Annotated in this window: 16 protein-coding genes and 1 pseudogene; 9 read left to right on the top strand and 8 right to left on the bottom strand. The window is 72.6% G+C overall.

Annotated elements, in window-relative coordinates; all coding sequences use genetic code 11:
- Nucleotides 1-9: 9 nt before the first annotated feature.
- From LDL49_RS04705 to LDL49_RS04720, 4 genes are read left to right on the top strand one after another with little or no spacing between them, the layout of a single operon-like run.
- Entirely contained in the window at nucleotides 10-1,578 is a 1,569-nt protein-coding gene (locus tag LDL49_RS04705) for a carboxyl transferase domain-containing protein (RefSeq protein WP_225289635.1), read from the top strand.
- A gap of 20 nt (nucleotides 1,579-1,598) precedes the next feature.
- Nucleotides 1,599-3,581 carry an acetyl/propionyl/methylcrotonyl-CoA carboxylase subunit alpha gene (locus LDL49_RS04710; RefSeq protein ID WP_225289856.1) on the top strand — a complete coding sequence of 661 codons (1,983 nt, stop codon included), beginning with the start codon at nucleotides 1,599-1,601 and terminating at the stop codon, nucleotides 3,579-3,581.
- Nucleotides 3,581-4,492: a hydroxymethylglutaryl-CoA lyase gene (locus tag LDL49_RS04715; RefSeq protein ID WP_225289636.1), complete on the top strand. Its 912-nt coding sequence runs from the start codon at nucleotides 3,581-3,583 to the stop codon at nucleotides 4,490-4,492. The genes LDL49_RS04710 and LDL49_RS04715 overlap by 1 nt, the downstream gene beginning before the upstream one ends.
- Before the next feature lie 6 nt (nucleotides 4,493-4,498).
- Complete coding sequence (locus tag LDL49_RS04720; protein WP_225289637.1) at nucleotides 4,499-5,635, top strand: acyl-CoA dehydrogenase family protein; 1,137 nt, start codon at nucleotides 4,499-4,501, stop codon at nucleotides 5,633-5,635.
- A gap of 5 nt (nucleotides 5,636-5,640) precedes the next feature.
- Here the strand turns inward: LDL49_RS04720 and LDL49_RS04725 are convergent, their stop codons facing one another.
- From LDL49_RS04725 to LDL49_RS04740, 4 genes are read right to left on the bottom strand one after another with little or no spacing between them, the layout of a single operon-like run.
- A complete protein-coding gene (locus LDL49_RS04725) occupies nucleotides 5,641-6,411 on the bottom strand; it encodes a hypothetical protein (protein ID WP_225289638.1) in 771 nt (256 codons plus the stop codon).
- On the bottom strand, nucleotides 6,408-7,967 hold the full coding sequence (locus tag LDL49_RS04730) for a serine/threonine-protein kinase (protein ID WP_225289639.1): 1,560 nt from the start codon (nucleotides 7,965-7,967) through the stop codon (nucleotides 6,408-6,410). The genes LDL49_RS04725 and LDL49_RS04730 overlap by 4 nt, the downstream gene beginning before the upstream one ends.
- A 2-nt stretch (nucleotides 7,968-7,969) precedes the next feature.
- Nucleotides 7,970-9,568 carry a serine/threonine-protein kinase gene (locus tag LDL49_RS04735; protein WP_225289640.1) on the bottom strand — a complete coding sequence of 533 codons (1,599 nt, stop codon included), beginning with the start codon at nucleotides 9,566-9,568 and terminating at the stop codon, nucleotides 7,970-7,972.
- Nucleotides 9,569-9,572: 4 nt separating this feature from the next.
- The gene (locus tag LDL49_RS04740; protein WP_308016065.1) at nucleotides 9,573-11,216 is read right to left on the bottom strand and encodes a serine/threonine-protein kinase; all 1,644 of its coding nucleotides are present in this window, start codon (nucleotides 11,214-11,216) and stop codon (nucleotides 9,573-9,575) included.
- A gap of 33 nt (nucleotides 11,217-11,249) precedes the next feature.
- On the opposite strand from LDL49_RS04740, the gene LDL49_RS04745 reads away from it, so the two are divergent.
- The 4 genes and pseudogenes from LDL49_RS04745 (at nucleotide 11,250) to LDL49_RS04760 (ending at nucleotide 16,801) form a co-directional block, all read left to right on the top strand.
- Nucleotides 11,250-12,185 carry a hypothetical protein gene (locus LDL49_RS04745; protein WP_225289642.1) on the top strand — a complete coding sequence of 312 codons (936 nt, stop codon included), beginning with the start codon at nucleotides 11,250-11,252 and terminating at the stop codon, nucleotides 12,183-12,185.
- Between the two features lie 108 nt (nucleotides 12,186-12,293).
- Nucleotides 12,294-12,728: a GNAT family N-acetyltransferase gene (locus LDL49_RS04750; protein WP_225289643.1), complete on the top strand. Its 435-nt coding sequence runs from the start codon at nucleotides 12,294-12,296 to the stop codon at nucleotides 12,726-12,728.
- A 571-nt stretch (nucleotides 12,729-13,299) separates the two neighbouring features.
- Nucleotides 13,300-13,521: pseudogene (locus LDL49_RS04755) on the top strand (zinc ribbon domain-containing protein); the annotation flags it as partial.
- A 310-nt stretch (nucleotides 13,522-13,831) separates the two neighbouring features.
- Nucleotides 13,832-16,801, top strand: coding sequence for a helix-turn-helix transcriptional regulator (locus LDL49_RS04760; RefSeq protein WP_308016068.1), 2,970 nt, complete (start codon nucleotides 13,832-13,834; stop codon nucleotides 16,799-16,801).
- A gap of 112 nt (nucleotides 16,802-16,913) precedes the next feature.
- Here the strand turns inward: LDL49_RS04760 and LDL49_RS04770 are convergent, their stop codons facing one another.
- The 4 genes from LDL49_RS04770 to LDL49_RS04785 all read right to left on the bottom strand — a co-directional run bounded on the left by LDL49_RS04770 (nucleotide 16,914) and on the right by LDL49_RS04785 (nucleotide 22,906).
- Nucleotides 16,914-19,856, bottom strand: coding sequence for a hypothetical protein (locus tag LDL49_RS04770; RefSeq protein ID WP_225289644.1), 2,943 nt, complete (start codon nucleotides 19,854-19,856; stop codon nucleotides 16,914-16,916).
- A gap of 83 nt (nucleotides 19,857-19,939) precedes the next feature.
- Entirely contained in the window at nucleotides 19,940-20,869 is a 930-nt protein-coding gene (locus LDL49_RS04775) for a carbohydrate kinase family protein (protein WP_225289645.1), read from the bottom strand.
- The gene (locus LDL49_RS04780; protein ID WP_225289646.1) at nucleotides 20,866-21,792 is read right to left on the bottom strand and encodes a pseudouridine-5'-phosphate glycosidase; all 927 of its coding nucleotides are present in this window, start codon (nucleotides 21,790-21,792) and stop codon (nucleotides 20,866-20,868) included. Before LDL49_RS04780 ends, LDL49_RS04775 begins: the two co-directional genes overlap by 4 nt.
- A gap of 100 nt (nucleotides 21,793-21,892) precedes the next feature.
- On the bottom strand, nucleotides 21,893-22,906 hold the full coding sequence (locus LDL49_RS04785) for a YeiH family protein (RefSeq protein ID WP_225289647.1): 1,014 nt from the start codon (nucleotides 22,904-22,906) through the stop codon (nucleotides 21,893-21,895).
- Between the two features lie 70 nt (nucleotides 22,907-22,976).
- Here LDL49_RS04785 and LDL49_RS04790 point away from each other — a divergent pair, with 70 nt between their 5' ends.
- Nucleotides 22,977-23,867: a LysR substrate-binding domain-containing protein gene (locus tag LDL49_RS04790; RefSeq protein WP_225289648.1), complete on the top strand. Its 891-nt coding sequence runs from the start codon at nucleotides 22,977-22,979 to the stop codon at nucleotides 23,865-23,867.
- Nucleotides 23,868-23,871: the final 4 nt, after the last annotated feature.

Consider the following 23,871-nt stretch of genomic DNA (forward strand, 5'->3'; position numbering starts at 1 on the left):
AGGGGACACATGAGCGACTGGCCGGTGCTGAACTCGGCCGCGGACCCCGGAAGCGAGGCGTTCAAGCACAACGCCGAGCTCAACGAGCGGCTCGCCGCCGACCTGCTGGAGCGCCTCGCCGTGGCCGCCGCGGGCGGCCCCGAGCGGTCGCGGCAGCGCCACGTCGAACGCGGCAAGCTGCTGCCTCGCGACCGCGTCGACGGCCTGCTCGACCCCGGCTCCCGCTTCCTGGAGCTGTCGCCGCTGGCCGCCAACGGCCTCTACGACGACCAGGCGCCGGCCGCCGGGATCATCACCGGCGTCGGCCGGATCGCCGGGCGCGAGTGCGTGGTCGTGGCCAACGACGCCACCGTGAAGGGCGGCACGTACTACCCGATCACCGTCAAGAAGCACCTGCGCGCGCAGGAGGTGGCGCTGCACAACCACCTGCCGTGCGTGTACCTGGTCGACTCGGGCGGCGCGTTCCTCCCCAAGCAGGACGAGGTCTTCCCCGACCGGGAGCACTTCGGGCGCATCTTCTACAACCAGGCCACGATGTCCGCGCGCGGCATCCCGCAGATCGCCGCCGTGCTCGGATCGTGTACGGCGGGCGGCGCGTACGTCCCGGCCATGAGCGACGAAGCCGTCATCGTCCGCGACCAGGGCACCATCTTCCTCGGCGGCCCGCCGCTGGTGAAGGCGGCCACCGGCGAGGAGGTCACGGCCGAGGAGCTGGGCGGCGGCGACCTGCACGCCCGCGTCAGCGGCGTCACCGACCACCTGGCCGACGACGACGCGCACGCGCTGGCCATCGTCCGCGACATCGTCTCCACGCTGGCCCCGAAAGCCGAACGGCCCTGGGACCGGGCCGAGCCCGAGGAGCCCCGCCACGACCCGCGCGACCTCTACGGGATCGTGCCCGCCGACACCCGCCGGCCGTACGAGGTGCGGGAGATCATCGCACGACTCGTCGACGGCTCGCGGTTCCTGGAGTTCAAGGCCGAGTACGGCGCGACGCTGGTCACCGGCTTCGCCCACCTGCACGGGCACCCGGTCGGGATCGTCGCGAACAACGGCATCCTGTTCGGCGAGTCCGCGCTGAAGGGGGCGCACTTCATCGAGCTGTGCGACCGCAGGCGCATCCCGCTGGTGTTCCTGCAGAACATCAGCGGGTTCATGGTCGGCAAGGCGTACGAGGCGGGCGGCATCGCCAAGCACGGCGCCAAGATGGTCACCGCGGTCTCCTGCGCCAGAGTGCCGAAGTTCACCGTGGTGATCGGCGGGTCGTTCGGCGCGGGCAACTACGCGATGGCCGGGCGGGCGTACTCGCCCAGGTTCCTGTGGATGTGGCCGAACGCCCGCATCTCGGTCATGGGCGGCGAGCAGGCCGCGAACGTGCTCACCACCGTCGGCAACGCCGACGCGGAGGCCATCAGGGCCCAGTACGAGCACCAGGGCAATCCCTACTACTCCACGGCCCGGCTGTGGGACGACGGCGTGATCGACCCGCTCGACACCCGGACGGTCCTCGGCCTGGCACTCTCCGCGGCGGCCAACGCCCCGCTCGACCCCGTCGGCTACGGCGTCTTCCGGATGTGACCACGTTGACCACGCTGCCCATGTTCACCTGTGTTCTCGTCGCCAACCGGGGCGAGATCGCCGTCCGGGTCATCCGCACGCTGCGCGCGCTCGGCATCACGTCGGTGGCCGTCCACACGGCCTCGGACGCGGACGCCCGCCACGTCCGCGAGGCAGACACAGCCCTCCAGATCCCGAAATATCTGGACATGGGGGCGATGGTGGCGGCGGCCGAGGCGTCCGGGGCGCAGGCCGTACACCCGGGATACGGGTTCCTCGCGGAGAACGCCGAGTTCGCCCGCCGCTGCGCCGAGGCGGGGCTGGTCTTCGTCGGCCCGCCGCCCGAGGCCATCGACGCCATGGGCGACAAGATCCGCGCCAAGGCCACCGTCTCGGCGGCCGGGGTCCCCGTGGTGCCGGGCGGCGCCGAGCCCGGCGACTCGCTGCTGTCCTGGACGGACTTCCCCGCCCTGATCAAGCCGTCGGCGGGCGGGGGCGGCAAGGGCATGGTGCTGGTCCGTTCGGCCGCCGAGCTGCCCGACGCGCTGGAGTCCGCCCGCCGTACGGCCCGCTCCGCGTTCGGTGATGAGACCCTGCTGATCGAGCGCTACGTCGAGAACCCCCGCCACATCGAGATCCAGGTCCTGGCCGACGCCCACGGCAACGTCGTCCACCTGGGCGAACGCGAGTGCAGCCTGCAACGCCGCCACCAGAAGATCATCGAGGAGGCCCCGTCCCCCTTCGTCGACGCCGCGATGCGGGAGCGGATGGGCGCCGCGGCGGTGGAGGCCGCCCGCGCGGTGGGCTACATGAGCGCGGGCACGGTCGAGTTCATCGTCGACGGCACGACCGGCGAGCACCACTTCATGGAGATGAACACCCGTCTCCAGGTGGAGCACCCGGTCACCGAGCTGGTCACGGACCTCGACCTGGTGGAGCTCCAGCTCCGGGTCGCGGCGGGCGAGCCGCTGCCCTTCACCCAGGACGAGGTACGCCTCCGCGGCCACGCCGTCGAGGCCCGCGTCTACGCCGAGGACCCGGCGCGCGGCTTCCTGCCCACGGGCGGCCGGGTGCTGCGCCTGGCGGAGCCCGGCGGCCTCCGGGTGGGCTCGGGGCCGGTCGAGGGCGGTGTCCGGGTCGACTCGGGGCTGGTCGAGGGCGGTGTCGTGGGCAGCGAGTTCGACCCGATGCTGGCCAAGGTCATCGCGTGGGCGCCCACGCGGGAGGCGGCCTTCCGGCGGCTCGACCAGGCCCTCGCCGAGACGGTCGTGCTCGGGGTGATCACGAACGTGCCGTTCCTGCGGGCGCTCGCGGCGCACCCGGAGGTGCGGGCGGGCGAGCTCGACACCGGGCTGGTCGAGCGGGTCCTGCCCGCGCTGGTCCCGGCCGCCGGCCCGCCCGACGAAGTGCTGGCCGCCGCCGCGCTGGCCTTCCACGCCGTGCCTCAGGGTACGGATCCGTGGGAGGTCGCGGACGGCTGGCGGGTCGGCGAGCGCGCGTGGACGGCCTGGCGGCTGGAGTCGCGGGACGGCGTCCACACGATCCAGGTACGCGGCCTGCCCGACAAATCAGCAGAAATCCGCATCGGGCGCGCACCCCAGGAGACCGGGGAGGCCGTCCCGGCCAGGCTTGTGGTCGACGGCGCCAAGCTGACGATCACCCTGGCCGACCGTACCCACCACTACACCCTCGCCCGCCACGACGACACCCTCTGGCTGGGCAGGGACGGACAGTCCTGGGCTCTGACCCGCCACCGCATCGGCGACCCCGGCGACCGCCCCGGCGCCGCGCACGCGGGCGACGGCGTGGTCAGAAGCCCCATGCCGGGCACCGTCCTGGTCGTCAAGGCCCAGCCGGGCGACCGGGTGAGCGCGGGCCAGCCGCTCCTCATCGTGGAGGCCATGAAGATGGAACACACCGTCACCGCCCCCTGCGACGGACGGGTCACCGAGCTGCCCGTGCAGGCGGGCCAGCCGGTCGACATGGACGCCGTCCTGGCCGTCGTCACCGCGGGGGAGTCCTGATGCGCAGGCCGTACCCGATGGAGGGCCTTCCGCACCAGGTCACCGTCTATGAGGTGGGCCCGCGCGACGGCCTGCAGAACGAGTCCGCGATCGTCCCGGTCGAGGTCAAGGCCGAGTTCATCGACCGGCTCGCCGACGCGGGCCACCGGGTGATCGAGGCCACCAGCTTCGTCCACCCCACCTGGGTGCCGCAGCTGGCCGACGCGGAAGAGCTGCTCACCAGGCTCGACCGGCGGCCGGGCGTGCGCTACCCGGTGCTCGTCCCGAACGCGCGCGGCCTGGACCGGGCGCTGGCGCACGACGTCGAGGAGATCGCCGTCTTCGCCAGCGCCACCGAGACCTTCGCCGCCAAGAACCTGAACCGGAGTCTGGAGAGCCAGTTCGACATGTTCGAGCCGGTCGTGGCCAGGGCGATCGACAACGGCGTCAAGGTGCGCGCGTACGTCTCGATGTGCTTCGGCGACCCGTGGGAGGGCCCGACGCCGATCGCGCAGGTCGTCGCGGTCGGTGAGCGGCTGCTCGGCCTCGGCTGCCACGAACTGTCGCTCGGCGACACCATCGGCGTCGGCACCCCGGGCCATGTGACCGCGCTGATCGAGGCGTTCCGCGATCCCGACCGGCTGGCCGTGCACTTCCACGACACCTACGGCCAGGCCCTGGCCAACACGCTGGCCGCGCTCCGGTCGGGCGTGACCGTCGTCGACGCCTCGACCGGCGGCATCGGCGGCTGCCCCTACGCCGAGTCGGCCACCGGCAACCTCGCCACCGAGGACCTCGTGTGGATGCTGCACGGGCTCGGCATCGACACCGGCCTCGATCTCGACAAGCTCGTCTCCACGAGCACCTGGCTGGCCGAGCGGCTCGGCCGCCCCAGCCCGTCCCGCGTCGTCCAGGCCCTCGCGAAAGGCTGACCCGCCATGCTGACCGACGAGTACGAAGAGCTGCGCAAGACCGTCGAGGCGTTCGCCCGCGACGTGGTGGCGCCGGTGATCGGCGACTACTACGAGCGGGAGGAGTTCCCGTACGACATCGTGCGCCGGATGGGCGCGATGGGCCTGTTCGGCCTGCCCTTCCCCGAGGAGTACGGCGGCATGGGCGGCGACTACTTCGCGCTCTGCCTGGCCCTGGAGGAGCTGGCGCGCGCCGACTCCAGCGTGGCGATCACGCTGGAGGCCGCGGTGTCGCTGGGCGCCATGCCGATCTACCGATTCGGTACGCCCGAGCAGCGGACGACCTGGCTGCCCGGAATGGCGGCGGGCGAGACCCTCGGCGCGTTCGGCCTGACGGAGCCCGGCGGCGGCTCCGACGTGCCCGGCGGCATGCGCACCACGGCCACGCTCGACGGCGCCGAATGGGTGATCAACGGCACCAAGGCGTTCATCACCAACTCGGGCACCGACATCACCGGCGTGGTCGGCGTCGCCGCGCTGACCGGCGAGCGGGAGATCTCCACCATCCTCGTGCCGTCCGGGACGCCCGGATTCACGGTCTCGAAGAAGTACTCCAAGGTCGGCTGGAACGCCTCCGACACCAGGGAGCTGTCCTTCTCCGACTGCCGCGTCCCCGCCGCGAACCTGCTCGGTGAGCGCGGCCGCGGCTACGCCCAGTTCCTGCAGACGCTCGACGAGGGCCGCATCGCCATCGCCGCCGTCGGCGTCGGCCTGGCCCAGGGCTGCGTGGACGAATGCCTGCGCTACGTCAGGGACAGACGCGCGTTCGGTCACCCGATCGGCCACTACCAGGCCATCCAGTTCAAGATCGCCGACATGGAGGCCCGCGCCCACACCGCCCGCCTGGCCTACTACCACGCGGCCGAGAAGATGCTGGCCGGCGTGCCGTTCAAGAAGGAGGCGGCGATCGCCAAGCTCGTCTCCTCCAACGCCGCCATGGACAACTCCCGAGAGGCGACGCAGGTCTTCGGCGGCTACGGGTTCATGAACGAGTTCCCGGTGGGCCGCTTCTACCGCGACGCCAAGATCCTGGAGATCGGCGAGGGCACCAGCGAGGTGCAGCGCATGCTGATCGCCCGTCAGCTGGGGCTGGGCGACCTGTAAACCGATCAGTTCGACGTGCCGAGCTTCTCGGCGACCGATCTGGCCATGTCCAGGGCGCCCTTGGTCAGCCTGCCCGCCGGGTCCTCGGTGACGCGCCGCTGGTAGGTCACCTGGATCACCGCGTTGCTGACCCGGACGCCGGCGGTCGCGATGGTCGGCCCCCTGCCCGTGTCGCCGGGCAGCGTGTACAGGGTGGTCCAGGAGGCGTCGCCGATGGGCGGCTCGGCGGGTGCGGAGATCTTGGCCAGAAGTACGGCCTCCTGCCGCTGCGCCCTGAACTGCTCGTGCGCCGCCGCCACGTCGCCTGGGAACACCTTCACGTACACCTGGAGCCGGAACTGCATGTTGCCCGGCATCCCCGAACCGGGCGCGAGCGTCGACCACTCGCACTCCTCGGCCTTGATCTGCGTCTTGTCCGGGAACAACGTCAGCTTCTTGACCAGGTCCTCGTCCGTGACCGTACAGGGGTCGACGGTCTTGGTGAAGGTGGCGGCCCCGGTCGGCGCGGGCTCGCTCGTGGTGGCCTGCTCGGTGGGCGAAGCCTCGCTGGGTGAGGGCTCGGCCGCCCGCGTGGTCTTGACGGGTACGGCCACGGCCTCCGTCTTGTCGGGCTGCCGGGTGAGCAGGAACAGGACGGTGAACAGCATGAGCACGACCACGGCCGCCGCCCCGCTCAGGATCGCCGGCGTCACCCGCAGGCCGGGGCGGGACTGCTGGGTGGGAGCGGTGCGCGGCACGGCCGCGGTCGGGAAGTCTTGCTGCTGGTAGTCGTTCATCGTGCCTTCTGGAGGGTGTCGGCCACCGCGCGGGCGGTCTTGAGAGCGGTGTCCCGGAGTTGGGGGGTCACTTTCGTGCGCTTCGGATGGCTGGCCTCCACCTGGATGATCACATTGCTGACCCGCATCCATATGGTGGTCGTCGAGGTGTGGGTGAAGCCGGCCTCGTTGTCCTGGGCGGCCGCCGCGTCTCCCGCGCGCACCGTCCTGGTGCGTGAGGTCGTCACCGTCTGCTGGGTGCCCGCCTTGGTGTCGCGGGCCCGTACGGTCTGGGTGAAGACACGTTCGGCGGCCTTGACCGTGCCGGAGTACTTGACCTTGAGGTTGATGGAGGTGTGGTCGAGGAGCCCGGTCATGCCGACCGACCAGTAGCATTCGCTCTCGTCGTAGAGGCCGGGCTGCTTGGAGTGGGAGCCGGGCAGGACGGTCTGCGCCTGGTCGTCGGTGAGCAGGGAGCACGCCTTCGGCGGCCGGCCGAACTGGCCGTCGCCCCTGGCCGGCGTGGTCGGGGGCGCCGTGGTCGGCGATGGGGGTGGGGCCGTGGTCGAGGCGGGCTGGGCGACCTGGGTGGCCGACGCCGTGACGGAGGGGGAGCCTCCGGAGCTGTTGACGAGGACGACCGCCGTGACCGCGACGGCCGTACCCGCCGCCAGGCCGCCCAGCACGAGCGGTGTGCGGCGGCCCGTGCGGGCCCGGACCGGGATCGTGGCGGGCGCGGTCTCGCGCGGCCGGACGGGCAGCGGGACCGCCAGCGACTCCAGGTGCGCCCTGATGGCCCGGGGGTGCGGCCGGGCGGCGGGGTTCCGGTCGAGCATCGCCAGGAGCAGGCCGCCGAGCGGGCCCGCGTTGACGGGCGGCGGTGGTGGCAGCGTGAGCACGGCCGCGACGATCGCCATCGCCGAGTCGCGCTCGAACGGCGCCCGGCCCTCCGCGGCCAGGTACAGGGTGGCGCCGAGCGACCACAGGTCGGCCATCGGGCCCGCGGGCTCGCCGCGCAGGTGTTCGGGCGCGATATAGCCGGGGGAGCCCGCGACGTCGCCGGCCTGCGCCGCGGCGGCAGCCGTACCCGCGCCGGGGGCGTCGCCTGTGTGCGCGGCGATGCCGAAGTCGGTCAGCACGACCTCGCCGACCTCGGTGATCATCACGTTGCCGGGCTTCACGTCCCTGTGCAGGATGCCGCGATGGTGGGCGGCCTCCAGCGCGTCGAGCACGCGCAGGCCGATCGTGGCGACGTGGCCGGGCGGCAGCGGGCCGCGCGCCTTGACCAGATCGCCCAGCGACGTGCCCGCGAGCAGGTCCATGATGATCCAGGGCTGGCCGCCCTCGGAGATCACGTCGTGCACGGTGATGATCGACGGGTGGTTCAGCGCCGCCGCCGCCCTGGCCTCGCGCAGCGTGTCGACCAGGGCCCGCTGCTGGTCCTGGCCGGGCGGCAGCCGTACCTCCTTGACCGCGACCTCGCGGTGCAGCAGCTCGTCACGCGCCCGCCACACCGTGCCCGCGCCGCCCGCGGCGAGCGGGGCGAGCAGCTGGTAGCGTCCGGCGATCACGCGCATGGTCAGGAGGCCTTGGCGTCGAGGTTCGCGGCCAGGAACTTGGCCGCCCGCGCGGCCTTGTCCCGCAGCGCGGCGTCCTTGGCCACGTCGTGCACGAAGCGGAACTCGCCCACCATGTTGCCGGTGCGGAAGAGCACGTGTACCTCGGCCTCCCGCTTGTTGTTGAACTTCACGCGGGAGATCTCGTACGCGATGGCCTCCTCGCCCGCGCCGGGGATCTCGAAGACCTCGCCCTGCTTCTCGCCCGAGCCGCCCCTACCCGCCTTGTCCTCGGCTTCCTTCCGCGCCCCGGCGACGTGCTCCTGCGCGAGCGTGGTCTCGTAGCCGTCGCCCTGCGGCGCGTAGAGCCAGAGGGTCAGGAAGACGCTCAGCTCCTTGCCCGCCGGAGGGAGGCCCGCGGTGGACCACGCGCATCTGAACGTCGGGTCGGTCGAGGACGTGATGAACGCGCCGACGAGCTGGGTGGCCTGCGCCCTGGTGAGCAGCTGGCAGGGCCGGGGGACCTTGGAGAACTTGCCGGCCGGCAGCGTGACGGCGGGCGAGGGACTGGCGGAGGCCGAAGCCGTGGGCGCCGCACTCGTCGGGGCGGCCTTGCTCGGCGCCGGTTTCGTGGTACGCGCCGCCGCCGGCGTGGCCTGCGGCGGCGCGGCGGACGACCCCATGGTCAGGATGAGCGTGACCGCGACGACGAACGCCACGACCACGGCCGCCGCCGAGCCGTACGCGGCCGTGCGGGAGACCACCCACGCGGGCGCGGGCGTCCTGACGGTGGGCACGGCGTGGCCCGCCACCTGCTCCAGTCCCCGCCGCAGCGTGCGTACGTCGGGCCGGTGGGCGGGGTCCTTGGCCAGCAGGCCGAGCAGGAGCGGGGTGAGCGCGCCGGCCCGCTGCGCCGGCCTGGGCGGCTCGGTCATCACCGCGCCGAGCGTGGCGATCGCGGTGTTGCGCTGGAACGGCGGCACGCCCTCCACCGCCGTGTAGATCGTCGCGCCGAGCGAGAACAGATCGGACGGCGGCCCCGGCGCGACGCTCTCGGTGAGGCATTCGGGCGCGGTGAACCCCGCCGTGCCCACCGGCCCGCCGCCCTGCCGGCCCGCTTGAGGGGCAGCGCCCGTCGGGGCGGCGATGCCGAAGTCGGACAGCAGGACGCGCCCGTCGTCGGCGAGCAGCACGTTGCCCGGCTTGACGTCGCGGTGGAGCAGGCCGCGCGCGTGCGCCGAGGCCAGCGCCGACAGCACGAACAGCCCGATCGAGGCCGCCCACGGCGCCCCCATCGGCCCGCCGGTCTTGACGACCTGGTCGAGCGAGCGCCCGCGGACCAGCTCCATGACGATCCACGGCTGGTCGCCGTCGTCGATCACGTCGTGGATGCCGACCACCGCCGGGTGCCGGATCCCGGCCGCCGCGCGGGCCTCGTGCAGCGTACGGTGGCGCAGCGCGGCCTGGTCGGCGGGGGAGAGGTTCGGCGGGATCAGCACCTGCTTCACCGCCACCTCACGGCCGATCATGGTGTCGTGCGCGCGCCAGACGATGCCCATGCCGCCGCGGCCGAGCTGTTCGAGCAGCTGGTAGCGGCCGCCCACGAGTCGCGGTTGGTTCATTGCCTCACTCCTGGCGGTTCAATGCCTCGGCCAGCCATCGCGCGGCGTCGCGCGCTCCCTTGCGCAGGGCGGCGTTGTCGCCGATCTTGTTGACGTTGACGTAGCCGATCTGGACGTTCACGTTGCTGAGCCGGAAGACCACGGTGACGTTCTCGGCGTTGCCCTTGGGGCTGACGAACTCGTAGCCGTACGCCTCATCGCCGATGCCGTCGATGTCCTCGACGTGGCGGCGCTGCTGCTTGATCCCCTTGGTGAGGCCGACCTCCGGCCAGGTCCACGTGATCTCCGCTCCCTCGCCGGCGCCGTTGCGCCGGTTGATGTACTCCTCCTCGGCGTCCTCCGGGACCGTGCTCCACCTGTCGGCCCCGCCGGTGTTGGCCAGCACCTCGGCGGACAGCCCCTTGCCGCGGGTGGTCCACTCGCACATGTCGCCGTCGCGCTTGCCCTTGCCCACGCCGGGCACGAGCTTGGCGACCTGCGCGGGGGTGAGCAGCGTGCACAGGTCAACGGCGGCGGTGAACTTGGGGGTCTTCGCCGGCTCGGGTTCCTTGCTGGGGGTGGGAGTGGGGGACGTGGTGTGCGGCTGCTGCTTCACGGTCTCCGCCACGGGAGCCGCGGGAGTCGCGGGGGTGTCCGCGGGCCGCAGGGCCACGAACGCCACCGTACCCGCCACCACCGCCGCCGCGACCACCGCGGCGCCGACGATGAGCGGCAGCCGGTTCGCGCGCCCGGCCATCGGCTGCGTGACCGCCGGCGCCGGGCCGCCCTCCGCGACCCGCCGCAGCAGCTGCTCGGCCGCCTGCGGAGCGGGTCTCTGGTACGGATCGCGGGCCAGCATCAGCATCAGCACCGGCCCGAGGTGCCCGGCGCGCTGGGGCGGCCGGGGCGGCAGGGTCAGCGCGTCACGCAGCACCGACATGGGAGAGGTGCCGACGTACGGGGCCTGGCCCTCCACGGCCGCGTAGAGCGTGGCGGCCAGCGACCACAGGTCCGACTCGGGCCCGCCGCGCTCGCCGCGCAGCCGCTCGGGGGCGATGAACCCGGGCGACCCGATCAGCAGCCCGGACTCGGTGATCGTGACCTGGTCCTCCAGCCTGGCGATGCCGAAGTCGGTCAGCACCACCCGGCCGTCGTCGGTCAGGAACACGTTGGCGGGCTTGACGTCGCGATGTTGAATGCCGTGCGCGTGGGCGACGGACAGCGCCTCCAGCACCCGTGACCCGATCGCCGCCGTCCGCTCCGGCGACCACGGGCCCTCGGCGGCCACCGCGTCCTTGAGGTCACGGCCCCTGAGCAGCTCCATGACGATCCATGGCCGCCCGTCCTCGGACAGCACGTCGTGAATGGTGATGATGCCCGGATGCCGCAGCTGGGCGGCCGCCATCGCCTCGCGCATGGCCCGCTGCAGCGCCTCCGCCCGTTCGGCCGGGGCGAGGGACTGCGGGAGCAGCACTTCCTTGATGGCGACCTGGCGGTCGAGCAGCTCGTCGTGGGCCAGCCAGATGGTGCCCATGCCACCCTGACCGAGCGCCCGTAGCACCCGATAGCGGCCTGCGATTTTGGAATCCCCCAGACCAGGCACGTTGGAGACCATAGTGTGCAAGACTTTCGGTTCGCTATATTTCCATCCCGGACGCGTCAACAGCATCCCATTCGTAATGATCCGCGATGAGGGGTGGCCATGATCCAGGGCCCGCAGGCACCGCAGGCGCCGCCCGTTCCGCCGGCCTCGTACTGGCCGGACGGCGGTGGCGAGCGGCCCGTCTCGTCGAAGGCGCCCGGCTGGGCCAAGGGCGTGCTGGCGGGGGCCGCCGCGGTGGCGGTGCTGGGCGGGGCGCTCATCGCGGTACGCAACGTCGGCCAGGAGACGCCTCCGGTGGCGCTGCCGTCGCCCTCGTTCGACCTGCCGTCCACCCTGCCCTCGGACCTGCCGTCCACGCTGCCGTCGTCGCTGCCCTCATCGTCGGGGCTCCCCTCGTCGTCCGGGGCGCCCTCGGAGGCGCCTTCGTCGGATCCGGCCGAGACGCCCGCGGCCACCTCCACCTTCGCGCCGCTGAAGGCGGTACCGGAGGTGTGCGACCTGCTGCCCGCGAGCCTGACCAGGCGGCTCGCGCCCAAGTCGCAGTCCGCGCCGGGCGTCCAGAAGGATGGGTACGGAGCGCTGCGCAAGGGCTGCGAGTGGACCCAGGCGTCCAAGAACATCAAGAACGGCACCCTGGAATCGCGGGCCATTCACCTGGCCGTCAACGTCTGGCCCAGTGTCGAGGCCGCGCGGGACGACGCCGACTTCAACTTCGACTCGATGAAGGACATGGCGGGTACCAAGGAGGACAACCCCGGCCTGCGGTTCCTGAGTACGTACGGTCAGATGAAGGACTTCGACGGCGTCGGCGACGAGACCCACGCCATGTACACCCAGAACCTCAAAGGCACCTCGAACGTCTGGGCCTACATCGTGATGGGCAACACGACGATCAACGTCCGCTACTTCGGCACCGACAACAAGAACGGCCAGATCCTGGCCGAGGGCAAGGACACCGAGCCGGTCGCCGAGGACGTGCTCATGAAGGGCGCCCAGGAGGTCGCCGAGCAGGCCGTCAAGGCGCTGACGAGCTGACCTGACCGGGCTGCTGGGCGGGCCCGACAGGCTGACGGGCCGGCCTGACCGAGCCGGCGAGCCGACCTGATTGGACGGCGGCCACGCCACGACTTAGGGTCGTACGACATGACGTCAGACGATCTCCACATCAGGAGAGCGGAGAAGGCCGACGCGGACGAGCTGTTCGCCTTGGCGATGGAGTTCGGGCTGACCTTCAGGCCCGAGCGGGAGGCCTTCGACGCGGCGCTGCCGCAGTTGCTGCGCGATGACGACGTCATGCTGATCGCGGCCGTGGTGGGCGGCCGGGTGCACGGTTATCTGCTGGGGTTCGTCCACCTGACGCTGTTCGCCAACGGGCCCGTCGCCTGGGTCGAGGAGGCGATGGTGCAGAGCGGGTCACGCCGGCAGGGCATCGGCCGGGCGCTGCTGGTGGAGTTCGAGGCGTGGGCCCGCTCGCGGCAGGCCGGTTACGTGGCCATGGCCACCCGGCGGGCGCCCGAGTTCTACCACGCGCTGGGCTACGAGGCGTCGGCGACGATGTTCAGGAAGATCCTCCGCTAGCGCCGACGGCGTCGCGTCCTTCTCGGCCGGCAAGCCGCTGATGTGCGGCACATGCCGGGATGAAACGGTGTTCTTCAGCGGAATCTGGCGTGGAACCCCGAGGCGTTTGCGGCCGGGGGAAAACGACAGCGCGGGAGGGCCTCCAGGCCCGGGCGGTGCCGTGTCGGCCGGGTTCGTGTGGGCGGATCAGTCCGGCTGTTTCTGGTTGTCGATGTACTCGTTGATGATCGACGGTGGGGTGCCGTCGCAGAGGCGGCGATGGTTTCACGGCGGCGCAGCATCTCGTCGGTGAACACTTTGTGCCGGTATTTGGGGGTGTAGACCACATGGGCGTGGAGGCTGTAGACGAGGGTGCGTCCCCTGCGGATATCGGGATCGGGTTCCCAGCGCGGTGAGGTGGACCGAAGGGTAATGTGTTCGATTGTGAGGCTGGTGGTGCAGGTGAAGCTCCTGCCGACCCGCGAGCAGGCGACGGCGCTGAAGGCGACCCTGCGCGCGGTCAACGCGGCCGCCTGCCAGGTCTCCCGCCAAGCCCACGCCCTGCGCACGTTTCGCAACTACGACCTTCCTCGGCTACAAGGCGGCCCGGGCCGGGGTCGCCGTGATCTACGTCGATCCGGCTTTCACCTCCCAGCAGTGCTCCTCATGTGGGCATGTGGACCGCAAGAACCGGCTCGATCAAGCCTGTTTCTCGTGTACGTCGTGCGGCTTCGCTGAGCACGCTGACGTCAACGCAGCCCGCAACATCGCCGCACGCGGTGAGACGGGCTGGGCAGTGAGTCACGCTGCCTGACGCGGACCAGACCGTCGAAGCCATCGACGGCGAGGAGCTGCAAGCTCGGTCGTTTACGGTTTACGGCCGAGAAGCTGACTCTCTTCGGGCCGCCCGACATCCGCATCGACGAGGCCGGCCTGCGCAGGGAGCTGAGTCGCACGTACCAGGGTGCCGAGCTCGACGCCGAGTGCGGGATCGTCAACGATCCGGACAAGGACGAAAGGTTGTTCTGGGAGAATCGCGCCTGAGGCGCGTCAGCGAACGCGGCACCTGTACTGGTGATCAGCCCGGGGCCGTTTCTGTCGCCGCCGGATGGCATTCTTGGGGCGTGAGCATCCACGCGGTGAGCCCGCTTTTCGTCGGCCGCGCCGGCGAGCTGAGCGCGCTCGAGCGGGCGCTGGCCGGCGCCCGGACCGGCGCGACGTCCACCGTGCTGGTCGGCGGCGAGGCGGGCGTCGGCAAGACACGGCTGGTCAGGGAGTTCGCCGACCGGGCGGGCGAGGCGATGGTGCTCGTCGGCGGCTGCCTGGAGCTCGGCACCGAGGGCCTGCCGTTCGCCCCCTTCACCGCGGTGCTGCGCGGCCTGGTGCGCGAGCTCGGCCGCGACGGCGTCGCGGCGCTCGTGCCCGGCGGCACCACGCGCGGGCTGGCCCGGCTGCTGCCCGAGTTCGGCGAGCCCGACGGTGACGGCTCCGAGGCCCGCGCCCGGCTCTTCGAGCAGCTGCTCGGCCTGCTGGAGCGGCTGGCGGAAGACCAGCCGGTCGTTCTGGTCATCGAGGACGCCCACTGGGCCGACCGCTCCACCCGCGACCTGCTCTCGTTCCTGGTCCGCTACCAGCGCTCCGGCGTACGGCTGCTAATCGTCGTCACCTACCGTGCCGACGAGCTGCACCGCACCCACCCGCTGCGCCCGCTGCTGGCCGAGCTGGGCCGGGTCGACTGGGTGGCCAGGCTGGAGCTGCGCAGGCTCACCCGCAGGGAGGTCGTCGAGCAGGCGGCGAGCATCCTGGAGCGCGAGCCGTCCGGCCCCGACATGGACCTGATCTACGCGCGCAGCGAGGGCAACCCGCTGTTCGTCGAGGCGCTGCTCAGCGAGTCCGGCGGCGGTGAGGCGCTGCCTGAGTCGCTGCGCGACCTGCTGCTCGCCGGCGTCGAGCGGCTGCCCGACGAGACCCAGGAGCTGCTCCGCGTGGCCAGCGCGGGCGGCCAGCGCATCGAGCACGACCTGCTGTCCGCCGTCGCCGGGCGCGACGACGTGGCGCTGTCCAACGCGTTGCGGCCCGCCGTGGCCGGCAACGTGCTGGTCGTCGACGGCGAGGGCTACTCCTTCAGGCACGCGCTGATCCGCGAGGCGCTCCACGACGACCTGCTGCCGGGCGAGCACACCCGCCTGCACACGCGCTTCGCCGAGGCGCTGGAGCGCGACCTGTCGATCCTGCCCGTCCCGCGCGGCGCGATCGAGCTGGCCCACCACTGGCACGCCGCCCACGACACCACGTGGGCGTTGATCAGCGCCTGGCACGCCGCGGCCGCCGCCCGCCGCTCCGCCGCCTACGACGAGCAGCTCAGGATGCTGTCGCGGGTGCTGGAGCTGTGGGATCAGGTGCCCGACGCCGCGGAGCGCATCGGCACCGACCACGTCGACGTGCTCAGGCAGACGGCCACGGTCGCCCACCTGGCGGGCGAGTACGAACGCGCGATCGCCCTGGCCACCGCCGGGCTCGCCGAGATCGACGAGACGGCCGAGCCGGCCAGGGCCGCCAGGCTGCTGCGCCAGCGCGGTCTCACTGGCTACGACCTCAGCCGGCCCGGCCATGTCGACGACCTGCGTAGGGCGGCGTCGCTGGTGCCCGCCGACAAGCCCAGCAAGCTGCGGGCGCAGGTGCTGGAGAGCTTGGCGCGCATGCTCTACGACGACTGGCAGGAGAAGATCTCGACGGCCCGGCTGGCCATGGAGATCGGCCACGAGGTGGGCGACGCCAACACCGAGGCGCACGCGCTGATCAGCCTGACCTGGGCACGGTGCAAGTTCTCCGACATCGACGCCTACCTGGACGGGTTCGCCGAAGCGCGCCGCATCGCGGCCGCGGCCGACGCCTACAACGCGATGCTGCGCTGCGCCATCTCCGAGTCCGACCTGCTGGAGGGCGCCGGCCGGCACGAACGCGCCGCGCAGGTCGCCCGCGACGGCATCGCCGAGGCCGAACGCTACGGCGTGGCGCGCACGTCGGGCACGTTCCTGTCGATCAACCTGGCGGAGCCGCTGTGGTCGCTCGGGCGCTGGGACGAGGCGCTGAAGGTGATCGAGCACGCCCTGGAGCTCATGCCGCCGCCGCCCTACCGGGCCAGCCTGCAGGGGTTGGCCTCCGACATCGCGCTCGCGCGCGGGCGGGTCGATCGGGCCGAGGAGCTGTTCGCGGCCTCACGCAGCGTGCTGGCGCGCGGGCGGTTCCGCGACCAGAGCGTGCTGCCGCACGCCTGCAGGGAGGTCGAGCTCCTGATGGCGCGGGGGCGCCTGGACGAGGCGCGGGAGGCGGCGGCCCGGACGCTGCGTGAGCAGGATCTGCTGGCCAGCCCGCGTTACGCCTGGCCGCTGCTGGTGGTGATCGCGCAGCTGGGCGGGGATCTTGTGGGGGAGCTGCGGTCGGTCGCGGGGCGGCTCGAGGCTGAGGGCGACAGCCAGGAGGCGTACCGGCTCACGTTCATGGCCTTGACGGGGCTGTCCGAGTCCGAGCTGGGTTTGGGGTCTGGTCCTGAGTCGGGTGCCGGATCGGAGCTGGGCTCCGGGTCTGGTGTCGGATCCGCGGCTGATTCCGTGGCCGGTCTCGATGACGCGGCCTGGCGGCTCAAGGCGTGGGACGCGGCGGTGGCGGCTTGGGCGGGGTTGCGGGAGCCCTACTCCGAAGCCTGGACCCTGGAGGGTGCCGCCCGTGCGGCGCTGGAGGCCGGTGATCGGCAGGGGGCGGGGGTCAGACTGGCGAGAGCCCGTGAGCTGGCCGAGCACCTCGGTGCGGCGCCGTTGGTCGAGCGGCTGGACGCGTTCGCGCGGCGGGGCCGGGTCGCCGTGGCCGACGACCCGGTGCCCGACGGGCTGCCGTTGGGGCTGACGGCGCGCGAGCTGGAGGTGCTGCGGCACGTGGCCGAGGGGCACAGCAACCGGGAGATCGCGGGGGAGCTGTTCATCTCGGTCAAGACCGTGAGCGTGCACGTCTCCAACATCCTGGCCAAACTGGGCGTCGCCTCCCGCGGCGAGGCATCCGCGGTGGCCCATCGGATCCGCCTCTTCGCCGACGACTGACCGGCTGCACGGTCCGGCGCCTGCGCCTGCCCCCGAGGAATGCTCGACCCCGTCACCAAGGCGCGGGTTGCCGCTTGGCCTCTGGGGTCGAGCGGTGTCCGTGCGGTTGTGGTCAGCCGGTGAGCTGGGCTTCCAGGCGGTAGCCGTCGACCGTGACATAGACCTGGTCGCCGGGGCGGGCGTTGAGGCGCATGAGGACCGGTTGGAGCGAGTCGAAGACCGGCTGGTGACCCTGCCAGACCAGGACGATCGCGTTGTCGCCCGGCCCGGTCACCGACAGGAGGGTGCCGGGGCGCATGCCGAGCTGCGTGGCGTACCCCTCCGGCACCGGGACCGGGCCGCCCCGGAGGTGCTCGTTGGTGACCTCGATGCGCTGCCAGCGGCGCGGGTCCGACGACGGGCTCGGCAGCGGCGGCGGTGGGGTGGCGGGAGTGCCCGCGAGCGTGGGGGGCAGCATGCCGGACCGGCCGCCCGAAAGGGCGGAGAGCGTGGCGAGGGCCGCCGAAGGGTCGATGGCGTTGTTCTCGGCCGAGGGGATGGGCTGACCGCCCCTGTGGTGGTGGCCGTTGGCTCCGGGGGTACGGCGGGGGAGCGGCTGGGCCGGTGAGGGGGCGGACGCCACCGGGTCCGACGTGTCCGGCAGCGCGTCGAGCCACGCCTTGGCCGAGTGCGCGCGGATGCCCAGCTCGCTGAGCAGCTCCACCACGTCGGTGTCTGCGGGCTGACTGGCCAGCAGTTGCCTGGTACGGGCCTGCAGGCCGTGGAGGTCGCCCACCACCAGCCAGCCGTCCTGGAGGCGGCGGTCGGGCATGAGCGTCACGAGCACCCGCCAGAGCGGTGTGCGCAGCGACGGCACCATCACCGGGTGCGCGGGGTCGGCGCCGATGAGCTGGTCCTGCGTGGCGGCCGCGCCGAGCCACTCCGTCAGCCGGAACATGTGCCCGGTGACCGGCGCCGACTCCGACGAACGCAGCCAGTGCAGCACGCGCTCCTCCGCCGTCCGCTGCGCCTGGGAGAGCGCGTCCCGGTCGACGAGCATCTTGTGGGCGAGCGTACGCAGGCTGACGGGGTCTTCGGCGAACAGGCGGTGTACGGCCACCGCGAGCGCCAGCTTGTCCAGGCTGCGGAACAGGCTGTCGACGACCCGGACCATGGCGTGGTCGGTCTCGGAGGGCGCGGGCGTCGCCGGGGTGGCGCTACCGACCGGCGGCGGTGTGTCGTACGCGCCGCCGAGGCCCGGAACGCCTGTCACCGGGAGAGAGACGTCGCCGGTGTGCGTGTCCGCGATCGGGGTGCGGGGCGGGGCGCCCAGGTCGCCTGGGAAGGCGCCTCCGGGATGCGATCCCGCGCCGGTTCCGGCGGATGATCCGTTGCCTGCGGGTGTTCCGGTGCCCGCGAGCGGCCCGACCGCGGGGAACGAGCCGGTGCCTGTGACGGAGCCGACCGCAGGGAAGGAGCCGGTGCCTGTGACGGAGCCGTTGCCCGCGGGCGTTCCGTTGCCCGTGAGCGGTCCGGTGGCGGGGCGTGGTCCGGTGTGGGGCGTTCTGCCGGGGAGGCGGTCGGCGCCCGGGAGGGAGCCGGGCTGGGAGCCTGGTTGGGCTGTTCCACCAGAACGGTCGGTAGCGGACTGGGGGCTGGGCGGCAACTGGCCGCCGGTGGGCGGCGTACCGGCCTGAGGGCCGACGGTGGAGTGCGGACCGGTGTGCGGACCAGCGGCGGTCGGGTGTGGGCCTGTGTGCGGACCGGCGGCAGTGGGGTGCGGGCCCGTGTGCGGGCTGACGGTGGACTGGGGACCGGTGTGCGGGCCGGTGCGCTCGGGGTCGGCGTTGCCGTGGACGTTGACGCCTGTATGCCCGGTTCCCGAAACGCCCGGAAGGCCGGTGCCTGGAGCGTTGGCGGCCGGGAGGCCGGTGTTCGGGAAGCCGCCGCCCTGCTGCCCGCTGCCCTGCTGACCGCTGCCCTGCTGACCGGTGCCCTGCTGACCGGTGCCCTGCTGACCGCCGCCCTGCTGGTTGCCGCCCTGCTGGCCGGAACCCGGGGCATTGGTGCCGGGGAAGAGGCCGCCCTGCCGGTCGGTGCCGGGCGGCGGATTGGCGCCGGGGGAGTTCGTGTCCTGGCGGGCGCCCTGGGGGCCGGACTGAGGTTGCGGAGCGGACAAGGGCTGCCGGCCGGCCGTCGGCGACTGGGCGCCCTCGTTCTGCGCCGGGAACGAGCCGGTCTGAGAGGGTCCGCCCGGTGCTGGAGACGAGCCGGGCTGGCGGGCGCCCCCGCCCAGAGCGGCGAAGGAGCCGGTCTGCGGCCCACCTTGACCGGGGAAGGAACCCGACTGCGGGCTTCCCTGGACGGGAAAGGAGCCGGTCTGGCGGGGAGAGCCGCCGTTGTCCTGGGCGACGGGCAGCGGGCCGGTGTGCGTCGGGCTCTGGCTCGGTCCTCCGTCGCGCTGCCCGGGGACCGTGCCGCGCTGAAGCGGGCGGGTCACCTCTGGATGGCCCTGCCCCGGTTGTCCCGGCTGCTGGCCCTGTGCCGGCTGGGCGGCGGGCTGGCCCTGGCCGGGATGGACGGGCTGACCCGGCCGGGTCTGTGCCGGATGACCCTGCGGTGCGGGCTGGGTCGCGGACTGGCCGGGTTCGCGTTGGACCGGGATGCGGCTGAGCACCTCGCGGAACACCGAGCCGATCACCACTTCAGGCGTGGCCGACGGCGTGCCCAGGTCGCCGGGCGACAGGCGGCGCAACCGCTGCCAGCCTCCCAGACCGGTGATCGCCGTCCTGGTGGCCTCCGGCCAGCCGGGCAGCGCCGGGTCGATGGGGTGCACGGTCAGCGCGGGCAGCACGTCCGAGAGCGCCAGGTGGTCCCAGCGGGCCGAGGCCAGCAGGGCGAGCCGGTCGCAGATCCAGTCGAGTCCGGTCGTGCCGAGCGCCCTCGACAGGGCGACGGACGACCACCACCCGGCGGGCAGGCGCGGATCGCCCAGCGCCTCCGCGACTTGCTGGGGACGGCTCCAGCGCAAGGCAGGGACCAGGTCGCTCAGGCAGATCGATGACTCGACTTCCATCGGCGGACCTTATCCTCCCCAGTGAGCCGCGTGATGCCACTCAATACGCATGTGGTTCTTGGTGCAGCCTACGCGGCAAGCTATCAATCGGTGTGAATAGGGTAAAGAAGGTTCAGCTCCAAACCGTACCGTGGCCGACCGCCCACCAGGGCCACGCACTCGGCTCCGGCCCGGCATCCGGCGTCCAAAGACTGCCCTTCACCGGCGCCGTTCAACCTCGCTGTGAGATATCCCGCAGCGAACGCATCGCCCGCCCCCGTCGAGTCCACGACCTCGGCTGGAACCCCCGCTGTCACTGCCGTCACGGTGCCCTCCGTGGCCGCCAGAGCGCCCTGGGGTCCCAGCTTGACGATCGCGGTGCCGTACCTCTCGCTGAGAAGTTCGGCGGCTCGCTCGGGCGTCCGTGCTCCGGCGAGCAGGAGGGCCTCGTCCCGGTTGGGGATGATGAGATGGGCGGGGGCGGATTCGCGCAGGAAGCGATCGACGCCGAACTCACGCAGGAAGCCGGTCGATGCGGGATCCATGCTGACGGTCACCCCGGCGGCGCGGGCCTCGGCCATGGCGAGCCTGGCCAGCGCCAGCCCCGCCTCCGCGAAGAGCGTGTAGCCGGACAGGTGCAGGCGGCCCACGCCGTCGAGCAGCGAGCCGTCCCAGTCCTCGGCGGAGATCCGGCCGCCCGCGCCCCGGTTGGTGAGGAACGAGCGTTCGCCGGTCCGGTCCACCATGGCGATCACGATCGCCGTGGGATGGTCCGGGTCGACGCGTACGTGCGGGCGTACCCCGGTCTTGCGCAGTTCGGCGGTGTGCCACTCGCTGCTGTCGTAGCCGAGCCGGGCCAGCAGCCGTACGTCGGCGCCCAGGTGGGCGGCCCAGGAGGCGGTGTTCGCGCCAGAGCCGCCGGGACGGAGCACGATGTCGGCGGCCGTGTCGGTGCCCGACATGACCGGAGTGTCGTGCAGGGCCACCACATCGGTGACGACGTCGCCGATGACGAGGAGGCCGCCGCCGCTCACGCCCGTGACCAGGCGAGCGCGATCTGGGCCGCGAGGGCGACGTTGCCGCGGACCGCGGCCAGGTTCGCCTCAAGGGAGGCGCCGCCGGTGCCGCGTACCAGGTAGCCGAGCAGGAACGGGGTGATCTTCTGCCCGCTCACGCCCTCGTGGTCGGCGGCGGCCAGCGCCTCGCTCAGCACGCGGTCGTGCAGCGCCGGATCGAGTTGCTGGTCCACCGGGATGGGGCTGGCGACGATCAGCGCGGTCTCCTGCCCGCCGAAGGCGTCCTGTCCGCGCATGATGGCCGCGGCCTCGTCGGCCGACTCGATCCGCCAGTCGATCGGCTCGCCGGAGGAGTGCAGGTAGAAGCCGGGGAAGGTGTCCGTACGGTATCCCGCCACGGTCACGCCGCGCGTCTCGAGGCGCTGGAGGGTCGAGGGCACGTCCAGGATCGACTTGACCCCGGCGCACACGACGGTGATGCGGGTACGCGCGAGCGTGTCGAGGTCGGCCGACTCGTCCTGCGCCTGGGTCCAGCCCCGGTGCACGCCGCCGAGCCCGCCGGTGGCGAAGATCCGGATGCCCGCGCGGGCGGCCAGGAACGACGTGGCCGACACGGTCGTCGCGCCGCTCGCCTTCAGCGCCGCCGCCACCGGCAGGTCGCGCTGGCCCAGCTTGCGCAGGCCCGACTCGGTCGCGACGCGTTCGAGCTCCACCTCGTCCAGGCCGACGCGGGCGACGCCGTCGAGCACCGCGATCGTGGCCGGTACGGCACCCGCCGCCCTGACGATGTCCTCCAGCTCCCGGGCGACCGCCAGATTGCGCGGCTGCGGCAGGCCGTGCGAGATGATCGTGGACTCCAGGGCCACGACCGGAGCGCCGGTGGCAAGGGCTTCGGCGACCTCGTCGGAGGGCCGGAGGATGGGGTCGGCGGCGCGGCGCATGTGGGTTTCGTACTCCTTCGTAGAACGGCTTGGTGGAACGGTCTATTTTACGAAGTTTGTTCCGGATAAGCACGTTACGAAGGAGGGCGTCCGCCGGTGATCACACGAGCAGCATGACACCCGCGAGCGAGATGGCCCCGATCATGCCGGTGGCGATGGCGCCGAGCAGCAGCACGCGCCCGCCCTTGATCAGCGCGCGGGCGTCGATCCCCGTACCGAGGCCGAACAGGGCCGCGGCCATGAGGACGTTCGTGACCTGGGGGATCGCGGTGGTCACGGCCGCGGGGACCAGGCCGCTGCTGCGGAGCGCGACCATCGCCAGGAAACCGGCCACGAACAGCGGGATGACCGGCGGGCGCTTGGACCGGCCGGGGGAGTCAACGCGGTGGCGGTACGAGGTCAGGGCGACGATCGGGGCGAGCAGGATGACGCGGCCCAGCTTGACCGTGACGGCGGTGGCCAGCACGCCCGAGGCGGCCCCGATCGCGGCCACCTGGGCCACCTCGTGCACCGCCGCCCCGGCCCACACCCCCAGCTGCGTCGCCGACAGCCCGAGCCAGGACGCCGCCAGCGGCACCACGGCGATGGCGGCGGTGCCGTACAGGACCACCACGCTGAGCGCACCGGCCGCGTCCTCGTCGGAGGAGCCGTCGGTACTTTCCCGCATGGCCGCGATCGCGGCGGCTCCGCAGATCGACACGCCGGTGGCGACCAGCAGCGACGTGCCCGGCGTGAGGCCGAGGCGGCGGCCGATCAGCGGAGTGACGGTGAACGTGACGCCGGTCGCCACCACCACGACGGCCACCGTCCGCCAGCCCAGCGCCAGCACCTGCGGCACCGCGATCTGCAGGCCGAGCAGCACGATCGCGATGCGCAGCACCCGCTTGGCCACGAACCGCAGACCGGGCTTGAGCCGCTCGCCGACGCCCACCAGGTTCGCCAGGGCCGCGCCCGACACCACGGCGACGGCCGCGGGGCTGAGCACGGGCACGAACCGGTTCACGACCAGCGCGAACACCACCGCCAGCGCCGCCGCGCCGACCCCAGGCAGACGATCGTCGCGCAGACGATCAACAGGCGGACGATCTTGCGGCACACGCGCGGTGGAGTACATGATCCCAGTCTTCTGAGCGCCGAGAGGGCTCGGTAGCCACGCGTTGCCTGGTAGGTCATAGCCTTGGGCTATGAGTACGCTGCCGGATCTCGACTCGCTCAAGCTCCTGGTCGACGTGGGCGAGCTGGGCAGCCTCGGGCAGGCGGCCAAGGTCGCGGGCATCGCCCAGCCGTCGGCCAGCAAGCGGATCGCGCACCTGGAGCGCCGGCTGGGCCTGCCGCTGCTGGAGCGTACGCCGCGCGGGTCCACGCTGACCGCCGAGGGCAAGATGGTGGCGGGCTGGGCCGCGCAGGTGCTGGCCGCCGCCCACGAGCTGATGCGCGCCGCCCAGGCGGTACGGCACAGCGAGGCGGCTCATCTGCGGGTGGCGGCGAGCATGACGGTGGCCGAGTACCTGGTGCCGCGCTGGCTGGGCGAGCTGCAGAACCGGGAGCCTGACGTCCAGGTCGGCCTCGACGTGGTGAACTCCGCCGACGTCGCCGCCCGGGTCCTGGCCGAGGAGGTGGAGCTGGGCTTCGTCGAGGGGCCGAGCGTGCCCGAGGGGCTGGCCAGCCGGGTGGTGGGCACCGACCGGCTGGTGGTCGTGGTGGCGCCGGGGCACGCCTGGGCGCGGCGCCGTACCGCGCTGATGGGGGCGGAGCTGGCCGCCACCCCGCTCGTCGTCCGCGAACCCGGCTCGGGCACGCGGGAGACGCTGGACGTGGCGTTCAGGAGCCTGCACCGGGCCAGCCCGCGACTGGAGCTGGGCTCGAACTCGGCCGTCAAGGGCGCCGCCCAGGCCGGGGCGGCGCCCGCGGTGCTCAGCGGGTACGCCGTGGAGGCGGAGGTGGCCACGGGCCGGCTGGTGGAGGTGCCGCTGGCCGGGATCAACCTGGTCAGGAGCCTGCGCGCGGTGTGGCGCCGCGGCCGCTCACTCGCCGCCCCGGCCGCCACCCTCCTGGCGATCGCCAGCCGTCCATAATCAA

The sequence above is a fragment of the Nonomuraea aurantiaca genome, assembly GCF_020215705.1.
GTDB lineage: Bacteria > Actinomycetota > Actinomycetes > Streptosporangiales > Streptosporangiaceae > Nonomuraea > Nonomuraea aurantiaca.